This window comes from uncultured Maribacter sp., from assembly GCF_947500405.1.
GTDB lineage: Bacteria > Bacteroidota > Bacteroidia > Flavobacteriales > Flavobacteriaceae > Maribacter_B.
Genome location: NZ_CANMRY010000010.1, coordinates 56,109 through 73,456 on the forward strand (window position 1 = coordinate 56,109; position 17,348 = coordinate 73,456).

Sequence of the window (17,348 nt, forward strand, 5' to 3'; positions counted from 1 at the left end):
ATAATCCTTTATGTTTTACCTTTGTCTTTTCAATTTTTATTCCAAACCCTGTGCAAACTAAAACTATTTATATTCTTGCTATAGAATCTTCCTGTGATGATACTTCTGCTGCCGTTTTATGCAACGATAAAGTGTTAAGTAATGTAGTGGCAACCCAAAAAATTCATAAAGAATACGGGGGTGTTGTTCCAGAACTTGCATCTCGTGCACACCAACAAAATATTGTTCCAGTAGTACACCAAGCTTTAGCTAAAGCAAATATCGATAAAAAACAGTTATCCGCCATAGCTTTTACTCGTGGACCAGGATTAATGGGTTCTTTATTGGTTGGCACTTCTTTTGCTAAGTCGCTAGCTTTAGGTTTAAATATTCCTTTAATAGAGGTAAACCACATGCAAGCACATTTACTTGCTCATTTTATTGCGGATAAAGAAAGTACAAAACCAACTTTTCCTTTTATTGGATTAACTATTAGTGGCGGTCATACTCAAATTGTTTTAGTTAAAGATTACTTTAAAATGGAGGTATTAGGGCAAACACTTGATGATGCTGTTGGTGAAGCCTTTGATAAAAGTGCAAAAATTTTAGGACTACCTTATCCTGGAGGGCCTTTAATTGACAAATATGCTTCGGAAGGAAATCCAAAAAAATATGAATTTCCTATTCCAAAAGTAGGCGAATTAGATTTTAGTTTTAGCGGCTTAAAAACTAATATTTTATATTTTATTCAAAAAGAAGTTAAAAAAGACCCCAAGTTTATAGCCAATAATTTAGAGGATATTTGTGCTTCTATCCAATATACCATCGTAAAAATATTACTACTAAAACTTAAAAACGCTATAAAACATACCGGTATAAAACAGATTGCAATTGGCGGCGGTGTTTCTGCAAATTCTGGTATACGTAAAGCCCTTAAAGACAAAGAAAAAACCAATCAATGGCAAACATATATTCCCAAATTTGAGTATTGTACAGATAATGCAGCAATGATTGGTATTGTAGGCTATCTTAAATACCAAGAAGAGCAATTTTCTAAACAAGACATTACAGCAAAAGCTAGATATACTTTTTAAAAAAAGAACTTATGTCTTTCCAAAAAGAACTAGAAAATAGAATAGATACTTCTTTAAGCATATTTCCAGAAAACATTGCTTCTAATTTTTCTAAAAAAAGAATGTTTGGAGGAATTGCATATTTATTTCATGGAAAAATGACCGTTGGCATTATTAAAGGAAGCCTAATGGTTAGAATTATTTCCGAGAAAATAGATGCTTTTTTACAATTGGACCATGTTAAACCTATGGATTTTACTAAAAAGCCTATGAAAGAATTTGTATATGTATTACCCGAAGGCTTTAAAACAGAAGAAGAATTGCAAAATTGGATAGAATTAGGTTTGGAACATGCGCAAAACAAACTTAAAAGTTTATAATTTAGTTTAAAATATAGCAATGCAATTATTCTACAATCCTAATTTAGACAACACTACAATAGACTTTACTTTTAGTGAAGAAGAAAGCAAACATATTATAAGAGTCCTTAGAAAAAAAGAAGATGATATACTTACTATAACTAATGGGAAAGGGCTTTTACTAACTTCAAAAATTACAATAGCAAATCCAAAAAAATGTACCGCTACAATACTAAACTCTAAAGAAAAAGAACCTAGTACGTCATGGATTCATTTAGCTGTAGCGCCAACTAAAAATAATGACCGTTTTGAATGGTTTTTAGAAAAAGCTACCGAGATTGGTATAAATGAAATTACCCCTATTGTATGCGAAAATTCTGAAAGAAAAGTAATAAAACAAGAGCGTATGGAAAAAGTAATACAATCTGCTATGAAACAGTCTTTACAAACTTTTCTGCCAAAATTTAACCCAATAATTAGTTATAAAGAGTTTATAAAAAAAGAACATAAGGGTCAGTTGTTTATTGCACACTGTGAAGAAACAGAAAAAATTGATTTATCAAAAAAGGCAAAAAAGAACAAAAACACGACAATACTTATTGGTCCTGAAGGAGATTTTTCTACTACAGAAATAAAAGCTGCTTTTGAAAATAACTTTTCTCCAGTTTCATTAGGAAAAAACAGACTTAGAACAGAAACTGCTGCAGTGGTAGCTTGTACTACACTTTCTATAATTAACCAAGTTTAGAAAAAATAGAGTAGAAAAAATAACTGTTATTAGATTAATCTCTTCTCTATATTTTTTTAAACTTCATAATTGTTACATTTGAGATATCAAATTGCAAGGTATTTATGAAAAAAATCACCATAACGATAGTATTTATAACTCTTATTATACCTATTTTTTCTTATGCCCAAGAAATAGCTACTTTAAAATATAATGGTGGTGGAGATTGGTATAGCAACCCAACAGCTCTTCCAAATTTAATTAGTTATTGCAACACCTATTTAAACACTACAATAAAAGAAAAACCGCAGGTTGCAGAAGTAGGCAGCTCTTCTATATTCCAATATCCTTTTATATACATGACAGGACATGGAAATGTATTTTTCACTAAAAGTGACGCTCAAAATTTACAAGATTACCTTTTATCTGGAGGTTTTTTACATATTGATGACAATTATGGCATGGAACCCTATCTACGAAAAGAATTAGTAAAAATTTTTCCAGATAAAGAGTTAAAAGAGATTGGAAAAAATCATGAAATATTTAAAGATAAATTTATTTTTAAAGAAGGATTACCTAAAATTCACGAACACAACAGTAAAAGACCGCAAGCATTTGGCTTTTTCCATGAAGGAAGACTTGTATTACTATTTACCTATGAATCGGACTTAGGAGATGGTTGGGAAGACCCATCTGTACATAATGACCCTAAAGAAATACGAGACAAGGCATTAAAAATGGGAGCAAACATTATAAATTACGCATTTAAACACTAGTAAAATGACATCTAAAACAATAGCTAACGGTATTTTAAGAGCAGTAGGTATTATAATTGCTATAGCCCTTCTCATGCTCTTTTTATACAAAATACAATCTGTTATAGCCTATTTAGCATTTGCTGCTGTAATTGCACTTATAGGAAGGCCTATAGTACTGTTTCTAAGACGAAAGCTTAAATTTCCTAACACATTAGCTGTAATAATTTCTATGCTTTTAATGGTAGGTATTCTTGCAGGCATTATAGCATTATTTGTTCCCTTAATATCTGAACAAGGAAAAAACTTATCTTTATTAGATATAGATAAGTTACAAGAGAATGTAAATACTCTTTATAAAGAAATAACAAACTATTTAGGTTTTTCTACTTCAGATGTTAACGAAGCTTTAGAAGATGCTGAAATTGAAAAAAATATTTTAGACGGATTAAATATTAGCTTTATTCCAGATTTCTTGAACTCTTTCCTTAACATCTTAAGTTCTTTAAGTATTGGATTATTTTCCGTTTTATTTATTTCTTTTTTCTTTTTAAAAGACAGTAAACTTTTTCAAAATGGATTATTAATGTTTGTACCAAATAACAATGAAAAAAGAACCGTAAATTCTATAGAAAAAATAAACAATTTATTATCCAGATACTTTCTTGGCTTATTATTACAAATATTTATTTTGTTTGTTATCTATACCATTGTACTATTAATTGTTGGAATAGAAAATGCGATAGTAATAGCTTTTCTTTGCTCACTTTTTAACATCATACCATACGTAGGTCCATTAATTGGTGGAGTGCTAATGATAGGACTAACAATGACCAGTAATTTAGGTGCAGATTTTAGCGAGGTAATACTACCAAAATCTGGTTATGTTTTAATTGGTTTATTAATAGGACAACTAGTAGATAATTTCTTTTCCCAACCTTTTATTTTCTCTAATAGTGTTAAATCGCATCCCTTAGAAATATTCTTGGTAATTATAATTGCCGGGTTACTTTTTGGAGTAATAGGAATGATAGTTGCTGTACCAGGATACACTGCAATAAAGGTTATTTTAAAAGAATTTTTATCCGAAAACAAGCTAGTAAAATCTTTGACTCATAATTTATAGTAAGACTTTGAATAAAGAAATATTAAGAACTGGTGTTCAGATTTTTATAAATAATAATATTAATACTGACACCATGTCAGTATTATTAAAAAAGCCTCCTTTTACAAGGGTTACTTCAAAAGAACTCGTAGAACAGATTGAAGCCAAAAAAAAATGTCAAAAAAAGCTTCCTAAATGGTTTAACACCCCTAATATTTATTTCCCAAACAAGTTAAATATTGAACAAACCTCATCCGAAAAAACTGCAGAATATAAGGCTAGCATTTTATCCAAAAAAACCGTAATAGATATAACTGGTGGCTTTGGAATAGATTGCTACTATTTTAGTAAAAAAATGAAAGAAGTTTTTCATTGCGAAATCAATGAAAAACTAGCAACAATTGCTACTCATAATTTTAAAGAATTAGGTGCAAAAAACATTCAAAGCTTCCCTATTGATGGAATAAAATATTTAAAAGAAAGTAACCATTTTTATGATTGGATATATATAGATCCTTCTCGTAGAAATGATGCAAAAGGAAAAGTTTTTTTACTATCAGACTGCCTTCCTAATGTTCCAGAAAATCTAAAACTATTATTCAATAAATCTAATAATATTGCAATAAAAACCTCGCCTCTTTTAGATGTATCTATTGGAATTTCGGAACTAAAACAGGTTAAGGAAATACATGTAGTTTCATTAGAAAATGAAGTAAAAGAGCTCATTTGGATATTAGAAAAAGATTATAGGGACACCATAGAAATAAAAACCATAAATATTGGAAAACAAAAAACAGATACCTTTAGTTTTAATTTCTGTGAAGAAAAAGAAGCCAAAACAACATACAATTTACCGCAACAATTTCTTTACGAACCTAATGCAGCTATATTAAAATCTGGAGCATTTAAAATTTTAGGAGAAAAACTTAATTTAAGTAAACTACAAGTGAATTCTCATTTATATACAAGCGAACAAGAAGTTCTTAACTTCCCTGGGCGAATATTTAAAATTAAAAAAAGCATCCCTTTTAATAAAAAAGCTATAAAAGAATTAAAGATTTCTAAAGCTAATATTACCACCCGTAATTTCCCAGAAAGTGTTGCCAATCTTAGAAAAAAACTTAAAATTAAAGATGGCGGAGATATCTATATTTTTTTTACAACGACAATAAATAATGACTTAACTGTATTAATTTGTAGTAAACACAATTAAGGAGCATTTTACTCGATAATCGAGATTTAAATGCTCCGACGCTTGCTTCGAAATCAATGCTAATTTTCCTTCTAATGCCTCGTGGGCATGCCCCGAGGTAGTTTACTTATCTATACAAAGTAAAATGCCCAACAAATTGTATTTTGCTTTTATCGTTAGCATTAACTACATACCAATAATCCCCTGTAGGTACTGGTGAGCCTTCATAGTTACCATCCCATTGCGTAACGTTGTTTAGTATTGCTACTACACGACCGTATCTATCATAAATCTTAACTTCTATGTTTGGGAAAAATTCTCTATTATTAGGTGACCATAAATCATTTAAGCCATCACCATCTGGCGTAAAGGCATTTGGTATATCTAACATTCCTGTAAACTCAAAAGGCACTGTAACCATTGCAGCACAACCGTTACTATCTACCACTCTAACTTCTACTACAGTACTTTCATTTGTAGTATAAATTGTTTCACTACCATAAGATTCTCCTTGAAAGAAAAATTCATAACCACCATAACCGCCTTCTGCACTAGCAGTTAACTCATTAGGGCCTGTCTTTATAGCTGTAAGTGTTAAAGGGTCATAAGCATCTATCGTAAAATCTACCATATTTGTACAACCATTTTCATGGTATATATATACTGTATGATTACCAGGTGCTAAATTACCAAAAACATAGTCTGTACCTGCCATAGCAGTTACAGGATCTGTTGGGTCTACAGGGTCTAGTGCAAATAATAAATCTGGAATTAAATTTCTCTCTTGCATACGAATAGTTGTCGTGCTATTAGGGAATATACCTTCACACCCGTACTCTATAATTGGTTCTGCGGTTAAATCTACACCTATATCAATTGTGAAATCACGGAAAACTTCACAAAAAACCCCATTAACATCTTGAATATATAATGCATAGTAAGCCCCTCCTTCTAAATTCTCAATTAGTAAACCATCATAAGGGGCAAAAACTCCCGTTCCAGTTTCATCTATAGGACTTACTTGTTCTAACTTATACATATAATATGGTGTCGGAGAAACTAATACATCGTTAAATGGGGTTCCTCCAACAATATCAAAAGACAAAGTACCATCATTTGCTCCAATACATAATTCTGGGGTTGTAACTATATCTACTACCTGCAATACCTCTGGTTCAGTTACCGTTACATTAAATGTTTGCGGACAACCCTCTGCATCTTGTGCTAACACAGTATATGTCCCTGCACTCAAGTCCGTAAATGTATAAGTAGTTGGGTTATCTGGATCTGTAACTAACTCACTTAAATTAGGTTCTATTGCAAATTTTACTAAACCTGAAGTTGCACTTGTTACCTCCATAGTTATTGTACCGTCAGCCCCCCCATTACATGTTACAGGAGTACTACTATCTGCTATAATCACAGGTTCTGCGGGTGCAATATAAAAAGGACCTTGCACTACACCGCAATCTAAACGACTAATAACTGAAATCCAATAATCTCCCGCACCTAAATCCTCAAATGTCCCAGTACTTTGTACAGCTCTATTTTCATAAGTAGGCAAGAATTCTGCAGCAAAAGCATCTGTTCCTGGATCTGTATTATATATTCTAAATTCATAAATCCCTGTACCCCCATCTACATGCGCTTCTATCCTACCATCTACTTCATAAGCACAAGTAACACGAAAGGTTGGAGAATTAATATCAAGACTAAGAGGGTCTGCTCCTGTAATGGTAATACCATTAGTTGCTTTAGGTTCACAAGAACTTAAATCCCCTACTTTTCTTACCTCATATCTATACGCTAAACCAATTGTTCCTGGAATATTTTCTTCCGCCGTACCATTTTGATATGTCATAGGCAACCAAGGATCTGCTGATAAATAATTACGATATTCATAAGTAGCACCAACTTCTGCAGAACTACCTAGTTCTATCTTCATTGTAGCAATATTACCACAAGCAGGTACTGCTGTTTGTATAAGTCTAGGATTAATTGGTAAAGGAGGTATAACCTGTATTGGGTCTGTTACAGTAGAGCAATTTAAAGTAGAAACAACTTCTATAGCATACCAACCTGCCTCAATTACCCCTGTTCCTGCACTACCAACAAATCTTGGATCACTTTGCAAACCAGTTGAAGAAGCTACGTCTGTTCTATCATTACTATTTAAAGTTAACAAACGATATTGATACCCTGCTCCTGGGACTCCACCAATTGCTCCTTGAGTTGTTGTGCCTGGCTCTACGGATTGTATCACCGCATCATTACCTTCTGGACACTCCAACTCTCTAAATATCATTGCTTCAGCCTCAATAAAAGGTGTAGCACTTAATCTTTCTGTAGAAGTAGTAGAACAGTCTTCTGAATCTGTTACAGTAATTCTATACAATCCTGCAGAAAGACCTGTAAAGGTATTAGAATTTCCTAATGGTGTGTGAGACACAAAGGTTCCACTACCTACTGGACTTTCTATTTCTAACATATATTGATAAGGTGTAGTTTCCCACCCCCCAGATGCAGTAACAACAATTTCTCCTAAATTATCACTACACCCAACAGCTTCCTGTGCAACATTTGTAATTGTCAATGGTCCGTTTGGCGAACCAATTACTGCAACATCACTAAACACACTACAACCTGCTACTGTTTTTCCTTGTTCACGGATTACAACTCTTAATGTTCCCGCTGGTAAACCAGCTATAACAAATGGGTTACCATCTACTGCAGTATCTATTGAACCTGTTGAATTCCCGCCTACAACAGACCCAAAAGCGCCTCCTGAAAAACCTGGGTCACTAGCTTCATACACCCAATAATCATAAATCCCTGTAAAATTAGTTACTTCTATATTTAAAGCTCCATCAATAGCACCAAAACAACTTATGGGTTCTGACTCACTTATTGTAACAGAAGGTAATACTGGTTGTGCAACTACATAAGGCTCTAATGGATAAATACAACCGCTAGGATCATTAATCTGTAACCTATATTCACCTGCCATAAATGGCAAGTCAAAAGTTACTGTGTTTCCACTAGTTTGAACAACATTAGCCACAGCTGATACTGACGAACCTTGATCTTCTATAATAAAATTCGTTATTTCTGGAACCGTAATCGTAATTCGTTCCGGGTTTTCACAATCCATAGGTGTAACTTGCGCAATTGTTCCTGTAACACCAGAAGGAGGGTCAATTACTCTTGTAAAATCGTGCTCACAACCATTAGAATCTATAGCATACACCGTGATTGTTTGAGATGATCCATTATCTACAATTTCAAAATCACCGCTACTTTGGTAACTATCTGTAGGATTTAATCTATAACGATATGGGGCACCATTACCAACTTCTACTATTTGAGTAGATATAGTAGCTGTACTGTACCTGTTTGCTCCTGTTTCACAAGCAAAAGTTACTGGATCCCAAGTTATTTCAAAAGCGGGTGGATTCACAATTGTAAATTCCTCTACATCTGTACACCCTTTATCTGTAACAACCTCTACTACGTATGTATTAGCTCCCAAGCCTGTAAATTCACCTGATAGCTGTGTTACTATTGGTGTTGCAGTAGGAGCAAGGGGTAAAGAACCAACATACAAATTGTATTCTTGAATACCATCACTATCCGTTCCTGTCTGTAAGGCTACACTAATACTACCATCTACAACATCATGACAACTCATATCACTTTTCCCAATATCTTGAATAACTGGAGTCACTGGAGGATCACTTACTATTCCATCAACCAGAACAGTACATTGAATACTACCATCATTAGCCAAATCATCCGTAAGAAGAACTTGATATTCCCCTGGTGGTACTCCATTAAAAATACCTGTAGAATTATTAGTAATTCTTGTGCCTAAATTGTCTTGTAATTCAAAATCAAAATTACCACTACCTCCGTTAGCAGTAATTGTAATTGTACCATCTGCATTTGTACAAGTTGGGGTATTAGCTCCAAAACCTCCAGAAGCAGAAAGTATCTCATATACCTCAGCTATAGCATCCACGTCACAACCATTAGCATCTATAACATTAACTGGGTATGTTCCTATACTACCAACAGTAAAAGTTGCTTGCGTAGGTGTTCCTGCAACATAAGCTGGTGTTTGCGTACTACCATTTAAAGTAAACGTAGGCGTATCTATATCTCCAGGCATTTCTACTGTAATTGTAAATCCACCAGAGGGAGTTACTGCGTTACATTGATTATTAACATTAATTGTCGGAGCCGGTAAAGCAGGATCAAGCTGAATAACTGCTGCATTAATCATAAAATTACAACCTCTAGAATCTTGTACCCAGATATCATAATCTGTACCAGGAGAAGAAGAACCAGGAAGTGAAACTGTTGTTGCATCTGTAAAGTTTGAAGCAACAGGAGGTACACCAGAAGGCATATATGCATAAAAATAAGGACTACCCGTACCGTAAGGAGTACCTCCACTACCTCTTACCGTTAATTGTCCTGGCGCATTACAATTTGCATTTATATTTTCTATTATGTCTACTCTTGGTAAATTTAAAGTTGCGACAGCTTCAGCACCTCCACTACAATTCCCAGCATCCACTACGGAAATTCCATAGCGCCCAGAAGGAACAGCTAATGGTGTTGCAAAAGTTGCATCAGATGTAGTTTGGTTATACTCCTCAACACCTGTATCTAAATTGGTAATAACAATATCAAAAGGAGCAGTTCCTGTTGTTACAGTATAGTTTAATCCAACATTTCCATTTCTACAAGTTACATTATCTATACTCAAAGTTACATCTACACCTGGACCATCTGGCAAGGTTATTACTTCATCATACGTACAATTTGTATTATCATCACGAACCTCTACTGTATATGAAACTCCATACAACAAGCCTGTAAAACAATGATTGGTTGGTCCATTATTAGGTGCCTCCCATGACAAAACTGGGTTTTCTACCAATCTAATACTATAATCTATAGGAAGTGTTCCTCCTGAGATTTCTACACAAACCGTAGCACCTCCTGGCAAACATGTTGCAGGTGGTGGTGGGTATGCAGGTATAATGTCTAAAGTTGCTGTTCCTATTGTTAATGGTTCTACATCTAAACAACCACGGGAATCTACAACTGCTACTTGGTAATTTCCTGGCACAAGACTAGGATCATTAATTGGCAATGGCAAATCTCCTGGCGCTACATTTAAACGTTCCACTAAAAGATTTCCAAATTCATCTTCAATTCTTATCGTATAATTAGGTGATCCATCTGTTACATCAATTACAACTCCACCAGAAATTTCTCCAACTGCAGCACAAGTAGCATCAACAGGTGTTACGGTAGCAGAAGGAGGCACTGTTCCATCAGGTGCTATGGTTATAGCTATAATTCCTGTAATACAATTTCTATCATCTTTTACTATATAATGGTAATCCCCTGCTGCTAAACCTGAATAAATAGTTTGCGAACTAAAATCATAAATATTAGTAACAGCTGGATCAGGATCATTAGGGTTAGCAATTAACCCATAAGAAGCTGGAGCCAAAACTGTCTGAAAAGGTGGTACTCCAGAGGATACTGTAGGGTAAATCTCTACAAAACCACTATTTAAATCTCCACAGCTTGGTCCTACTATACGTTCTGTAGCAGAAATAGTTGTTGGCTCTGTATATGTTCTTGGTATGGATATATTTGTACAAGAGTTATTATCTGTAACTTCTACCGTATAATCTCCATGCTCTCCATAAGGAACTGTATACGGAAAAGAAGCAGAAGGCAATGTGTTTCCTGTATGCCCTGCTACAGCAATACCATCTTTAAAAATTGTATATGATGTTGCTGCTAAATTAGAAATATCTCCGCCATTAATATTTATTTGCATTAAACCATCTCCATCACAAGAAATTTCAGAAATTATATCTAGAGTAACTTGAATTTGTGAAGGTATTGTAACTGTTAATTCATCGGTACAATTATTACCATCTACCACTTGGACTGTATATGTTCCTGGTGATAAATTAGAAAACACTGGACTCACTTGTGTTGCCCCTGAAGTTCCTAAACGATATCTATGTGTTCCTAAAACTGCTGTACCAGCTGTAGAAGAAACTGTAATCTCACCATCATTAGTTGGTGAAAAACAACGATCTGCATTTACTAATGAAATTACGGGAGCATCTACCTCAGAAAGTGTAAATGTATCTGTTGCTACACAACCTTCAGAATCAATAATTGTTAGCGTATATGTACCTGTTTCCGTTAAGTTACCAAATGTTCTACCTGTTTTAGGTCCTTGAGTTGTTCCTGATGGCCATTCTAATTCATATCTATATCCTCCAAAACCACTACCTGCACCAGCATTTGCCTGAACTCTACCTATATTATTGTTTTGACAACTCATAGCAGTAACATTCCCAGTAACAGAAAGCGGGGTTGTTGGTTCCTCTATCACTAAATTTGCGGTGTTTACACAATTAGTTTCATTGTCTGTTACAGATATTGTGTAAGTTCCTGCCCCTAAACCACTAATTGGAATTTCTGAATTAGAGCTTGTTCCACTTAATGCAGTACTTGGCCCTGTAATAGTATAATCATAATCTACCCCAAAACCATCTATTAAAAATGCTCCAAAACCATCTGTAGCACCAGGGCAAACCCTAGTATCCCCTCCTGATTTTACACGTGCTCTTATAGTGCTAAACCCTCCTGTAGTAAAACTAGCAGAATGCACACAGCCATTTGCATCTGTTATCTCGAATTGATATGAGGTATCCAATAACAACCCAGGAAAGACATTACTTGCTTGGCTTATAGAAGTAGGTGAGGTTATAGCGTACTGTGCAATTGCAACACTACTAGTTACATTTATGGTAACTCTACTTGTACCCGCTGCACAATTTAAATTATCTTGAACAAAATCTATTGCCGAAGGCTCTTCTGGATCTGATATTACTAAAGGCGCTAATCCTTGAGAACAACCGGCATTATCTCTTATATATGGGACATAAGTACCAGGAGCTAAACCTGTAAAACTTGTTCCTGCTTGGTAAGTAACATTATCTAAACTATACTGGTAACCAGTACCTGAACCACCTGAAGTTAACCCCGCATCAAATTCAATTATACCCCCTCCATTAGCACAAGTATAATCTTGTGTTATACTGGAAGAACCGGTTAAACCTGATTCTGACGTTACAGTCTCTGAAGGTAGCGGCAAAATACACTCAAATGCACCTTGAAAATAACGCACCTCGATAGTATTATAAGTTCCATCTGCTACTGGCAATGACATTGCGGTACTCCAAGCATCAGTATTAGCAGCTCTAAATTCTAAATTAAAACCTCTTGCATCTACAACGTTAAAATCAATTCTCCCTCCTCCGTTAGTACATGTTCCATCAAAATTACTAGCTGTAACAACAGGTGGATCTAGACTTGCAATATATTCAGATTTAGTTGCAGTACAACCTGCACTATCCGTTATAGTAAAAGTATAAGTACCTTCGGTTGTTACTGTATAGGTATCTGTAGAAGAAAAAGACCCTCCAGAATTACCTCCATCATCTACTGTATATGTATAAGGCCCTGAACCTCCAGTAACAGTAACATCTATGTCTACACTCGTAATTGTAGCACAACCAAAACTCCCACCGTTTGTATCCGTAACAACATTTATAGGATTTAACCCATTACCTATTGTAATTGGGTCTCCATTAATATCTCTATCTTGAGTTGGAGCTGCTATTCCATTTGGAATATCTTCCTTACATTCATTGGTTTCTACTTGAACAGAATAAGTTCCTGCGCTAACTGTTGTAAAGGTATGCGTATTACTTGCTATAGTAGAGGTAAACTCAATTTCTGCTCCATTTTCATCTAACAAAGTAAACACATAAGGACCTACATTATTAGGTAATGCTTCCACGGAAATACTACCCGAATCTCCACTACAAAGTGCATCTGTAAAAGTTACATTAATGGCTATGTCTTCTTGGAAAATTTCAATTACTGGATAACGATATATACAAACATCTCCACCTATATTTAACCTAGTTTCTATTTCATATCTACCTGGATTTAAATTAGAAAAAACAGATGAAGATTGAAAAGTAGGACCAAAACTAGGGTCACTTTCTAATTTTATTCTAAACTCATAATTATTAGGCAATCCAGTTAATTCTATACGACCAGGGCTATTACAGATATAATCGTCCTTTAAATAAGATAAATTAATAGTACTTTTTGTAACTTCAATATAATATGGAGTACCGTCTACTACTACTCTATATTCCGCTCCTTCTGTTGCAGAAATAGTACTTGCATCTATAAACAACTCATTTGTAGTAGAAACTACATTACTGGTATAACAAGTTGGATTTGATGTATCTGGACAATCTGTATTTGTATCTGGGCTACACGGCCCTCCTAGCTGTTGCCATGAAACATTTGCGTATGGCCCTCCTGATAGTGAAATAGTCCTGTCATCTGCATCCCCACATAAAAAAAACTGAGCTACTGTAGCCCCTGTATCATTACAAGTAACCTCAGCATCTGCACCCTGAACCAAAGTAACAAACATAGGCGTCATACTAACTGTAGCATCACTTTTACTCCTATAAGATGTTGCTGTATTTATTGTGTTAACAGACTCCGTTTTAGTTACAGCCTCTTTCTTTGAAAAACTTACTTCTTTAAGTAATTCAAAAACTGTTGTATTTGCAACTGCAGATGTATACATTGCAGAAACAAAAACCAACAGAACAGCATACAAAGTATACTTGGTTTTTTTTGATAGCATAGGTTAAGTCGTATTTTTAAAAAAACAGTTTATGATTTGGGGAACCTAAATGTTTTTTTAGTGTAATTCTTTAAACTTATAATTTATCTTTAATTTTAAACAAAAAATTTATTGACCATTTTAATATTATTCTAACGTAAGTCCATGAAGAAAAGTATCTACTATTTTTATTTATTCGTTGTAATGCACAATTTTTTGATTTCTCAAACTCTAGAAAACAATGTTTCAGAACCAAAAAATGATGTATTTTCTGCTGTGCTATTGGTCGATGAGTTGGAGATTCCATGGGGTTTCTCGTTTTTACCAAATGGAAGTATTCTAATAACTGAAAAGAAAGGAGAGTTAATTCTATTTAAAGACAATAAAAAACAAAAAATAGGCAATATTCCAGAGGTTTACAAAAGAGGGCAAGGAGGACTATTAGATGTTGCTTTACACCCTAATTTTAAAGAAAACAGATGGGTTTATCTATCTTATGCATCTTCTGATGGAGAACCAAAAGGAGGACATACTGCCATATTAAGAGCTAAACTAAAAGACACATTACTATCAGAAAAAAAAGTACTTTACAAAGCAACTCCCAACACAACTAAAGGGCAACATTTTGGATCTAGAATAGTGTTTGATAAAGACAATTATGTATACTTTTCTATAGGAGAAAGAGGTGCTAGAGATATAAATCCACAAGATATAAAACGGGATGGTGGTAAAATTTATAGATTACACGATGATGGTCGCATTCCTAAAGACAACCCTTTTACAAATATAAATGGTGTAAAAACTGCTATATACAGTTACGGACATAGAAACCCACAAGGGTTATTACTACACCCTATTACAGGTAAAATTTGGGAAAATGAGCACGGACCAAGAGGTGGAGATGAAATAAACATCATAAAAAAAGGCGCAAATTATGGTTGGCCAGTTATAACTTATGGAATTAATTATAGCGGTACTCCTATAACTGACAAAACAGAAATGGAAGGAATGGAACAACCTTTACATTATTGGACCCCATCTATTGCACCGAGTGGAATGGCTTTTGTTACGTCAAACAAATATCCCGAATGGAATGGTAACCTTTTAGTGGGCTCATTAAAATATCAATACTTAGAAAGGCTTGTCCTAGAAAATAACAAAGTAACCTACAGAGAAAAACTTTTACCAAATTTAGGAAGAGTTAGAGCTGTTAAACAAGGTCCAGATGGTTATATTTATGTTACTGTAGAAGGCAAAGGCATTTACAAACTAATTCCTAATTCTAAATAATTTTAAGAATGAAATTTATAATCACTGTTTTTTTATTTTTTATAGCTTCTAATATCTCTTTTTCGCAAGAAAAATCTACTTTACAAGAAAGCATGTTAAGAGGCGAGGAAATTTATGCAGACTTTTGTGTGTCTTGTCATCTAAAAAAAGGAAAAGGTTTTGCTAAAATTTATCCTCCCTTAGCAAAATCGGATTACTTATTAAATAACAGAACTGAAAGCATAAAAGCTATTCTGTATGGTTTACAAGGAGAAATTGTAGTGAATGGAAAAACGTACAATAACTCTATGCCTAGTCAAGGCTTAGAACCAGAAGAAGTAGCAGATGTTATGAACTACATTTTAAACACATGGGAAAACTCTAGCGATAAAATAGTTACCCCAGAAGAAGTTTCTTTAGTTACTGAGTAATCTTATTTTTGAGACGCTATTGCTAATTTAACAGACCCATGTTCTTTTAATAATTTTTTTGCCTTTTCATAGCTAATATCTAACCCTTCCATGATATAACGCGTACCTCTATCTACTAATTTATCATTGGTTAGCTGCATATTAACCATTTTATTTCCTTTTACACGCCCTATACGTATCATTAAGGCTGTGGAAATCATATTTAAAGTTAATTTTTGAGAGGTTCCACTTTTCATTCTTGTGCTACCAGTTACAAACTCTGGACCTACATTAATTTCTATAGGAATCTCCGAAAGTTGTGCTAAAGGTGAACCAGGATTATTCGTAATTCCTGCAGTTAATAGTCCTTTTTCTTTTGCCGTTTGTATACCTCCTAAAACATAAGGGGTGGTACCAGATGCAGCAATACCTACAACAACATCAATCTTAGTAATATTATGTGCTTCTAGATCTTTCCAAGCTTGGGTAGTAGCATCTTCGGCATGTTCTACCGCTTTACGTATGGCTTTATCTCCTCCTGCTATTAAACCAACAACTCTTTCATGTGGCATTCCAAAAGTTGGCGGTATTTCAGACGCATCTAAAATTCCTAATCTTCCACTTGTACCTGCACCAATATAAAATAACCTTCCTCCTTTATGAAACCTTTTTTCTAAACCGTCTACTAACTTTGTTATTTGAGGTATTACCTCTGCTACTGCATCTGCAATTTTCCTATCCTCTTCATTCATTACTTTAAGAATAGTAGTAGTGTCCATCAATTCTAAATTGTTGTGATTAGATGGTGATTCTGTGATTTTTTTATAATCCATAATTATTTATAAGAGACGAATATCATTATTTCTAAAAAGGTTTAGCAAGTTATTTTCCGGATGTAATTCTGTAATCATTGTATTTATAGCATTTACATCACAACTTTTATACCTATGTTGTGAATTCAGTTTTTCCGAAATAGAAAGCAACACCGATTTTTTTGAAGATTTTATAACAGCTTTCTTTATTTGCACAATATCCCAATCAAACTCTGTTAAACCATGTATAGCGTCAACATAGCCCGTACCTATAAAAGAATAATCTACTCTAATCTCTGATAAATTATGAATTGCATTTGCTCCTATTGCAGATTGCGTATCATTAGAAATTTGTCCTCCAATAAATATAACAGTTATATTTTCTTTGTCTAACAACTCCATGGCTACCGTTAAACTTAGTGTAAAACAAGTAAGTTTTAAGTGTTCTGGCAATAAACGTGCTAACTCCATACACGTAGTACCTCCATCAATAAAAATAACTGCATTCTCTTTTAGTAAAGAAATCGCTTTTTTAGCAATCAACTTTTTTTCAGACAATTTATAAATATTTTTATTTGGCAAACTTTTATTAGTAAAACCAAGAGAAATTGCACCTCCATGCACTTTTTTTAATTTATTATCTGCATCTAACTCCTTAACATCTCTTCTTACCGTATCGATAGAAACATTTAAACTCTCTGCTAAATCCATCAACAATACTCTATTATGCAATGCAACTTCATTTAATATAGCAAAATGTCTTTCTTCTTTTAACATATATAAATATTCTTATTCCGAATCTACAACAAAAATATATAATAAATAACGTGCCACTTTACGTGATTTTAACAGCTAAAGTATATTAAAAATTAAAATAAAGCAAAAAACAGCAAAATAAATAGCAAAAAA

The 17,348-nt window shown here is 33.9% G+C and carries 11 protein-coding genes; 8 read left to right on the top strand and 3 right to left on the bottom strand.

The genetic code is table 11. The annotated features are described in order from the left end of the window. The first annotated feature begins 50 nt into the window (after window positions 1-50). The 6 genes from tsaD to Q0945_RS13435 all read left to right on the top strand — a co-directional run bounded on the left by tsaD (window position 51) and on the right by Q0945_RS13435 (window position 5,211). On the top strand, window positions 51-1,073 hold the full coding sequence (gene tsaD, locus Q0945_RS13410) for a tRNA (adenosine(37)-N6)-threonylcarbamoyltransferase complex transferase subunit TsaD (RefSeq protein WP_299435422.1): 1,023 nt from the start codon (window positions 51-53) through the stop codon (window positions 1,071-1,073). 11 nt (window positions 1,074-1,084) lie between these two features. Continuing rightward, the gene (locus tag Q0945_RS13415) at window positions 1,085-1,432 is read left to right on the top strand and encodes a TfoX/Sxy family protein (RefSeq protein ID WP_299435424.1); all 348 of its coding nucleotides are present in this window, start codon (window positions 1,085-1,087) and stop codon (window positions 1,430-1,432) included. 19 nt (window positions 1,433-1,451) lie between these two features. Beyond that, entirely contained in the window at window positions 1,452-2,159 is a 708-nt protein-coding gene (locus Q0945_RS13420; RefSeq protein WP_299435426.1) for a 16S rRNA (uracil(1498)-N(3))-methyltransferase, read from the top strand. 104 nt (window positions 2,160-2,263) lie between these two features. After that, window positions 2,264-2,914: a DUF4159 domain-containing protein gene (locus Q0945_RS13425; protein WP_299435428.1), complete on the top strand. Its 651-nt coding sequence runs from the start codon at window positions 2,264-2,266 to the stop codon at window positions 2,912-2,914. Window positions 2,915-2,918: 4 nt separating this feature from the next. Next, window positions 2,919-4,019 (top strand): AI-2E family transporter, encoded by a 1,101-nt coding sequence (locus tag Q0945_RS13430; RefSeq protein ID WP_299435430.1) that lies wholly within the window; start codon window positions 2,919-2,921, stop codon window positions 4,017-4,019. A gap of 73 nt (window positions 4,020-4,092) precedes the next feature. Next, entirely contained in the window at window positions 4,093-5,211 is a 1,119-nt protein-coding gene (locus Q0945_RS13435; protein WP_366136444.1) for a class I SAM-dependent methyltransferase, read from the top strand. A gap of 106 nt (window positions 5,212-5,317) precedes the next feature. On the opposite strand, the gene Q0945_RS13440 is transcribed toward Q0945_RS13435, so the two are convergent. Further along, on the bottom strand, window positions 5,318-13,969 hold the full coding sequence (locus Q0945_RS13440; protein ID WP_299435434.1) for a T9SS type B sorting domain-containing protein: 8,652 nt from the start codon (window positions 13,967-13,969) through the stop codon (window positions 5,318-5,320). 144 nt (window positions 13,970-14,113) lie between these two features. On the opposite strand from Q0945_RS13440, the gene Q0945_RS13445 reads away from it, so the two are divergent. After that, entirely contained in the window at window positions 14,114-15,238 is a 1,125-nt protein-coding gene (locus Q0945_RS13445) for a PQQ-dependent sugar dehydrogenase (RefSeq protein ID WP_299435436.1), read from the top strand. Window positions 15,239-15,246: 8 nt separating this feature from the next. Continuing rightward, a complete protein-coding gene (locus Q0945_RS13450; protein WP_299435438.1) occupies window positions 15,247-15,648 on the top strand; it encodes a cytochrome c in 402 nt (133 codons plus the stop codon). Window positions 15,649-15,650: 2 nt separating this feature from the next. Here Q0945_RS13450 and murQ read toward each other — a convergent pair whose 3' ends face one another. Next, on the bottom strand, window positions 15,651-16,460 hold the full coding sequence (gene murQ / locus Q0945_RS13455) for an N-acetylmuramic acid 6-phosphate etherase (protein WP_299435440.1): 810 nt from the start codon (window positions 16,458-16,460) through the stop codon (window positions 15,651-15,653). A 6-nt stretch (window positions 16,461-16,466) separates the two neighbouring features. Further along, entirely contained in the window at window positions 16,467-17,216 is a 750-nt protein-coding gene (locus Q0945_RS13460; RefSeq protein ID WP_299435442.1) for a DeoR/GlpR family DNA-binding transcription regulator, read from the bottom strand. Window positions 17,217-17,348 lie beyond the last annotated feature (132 nt).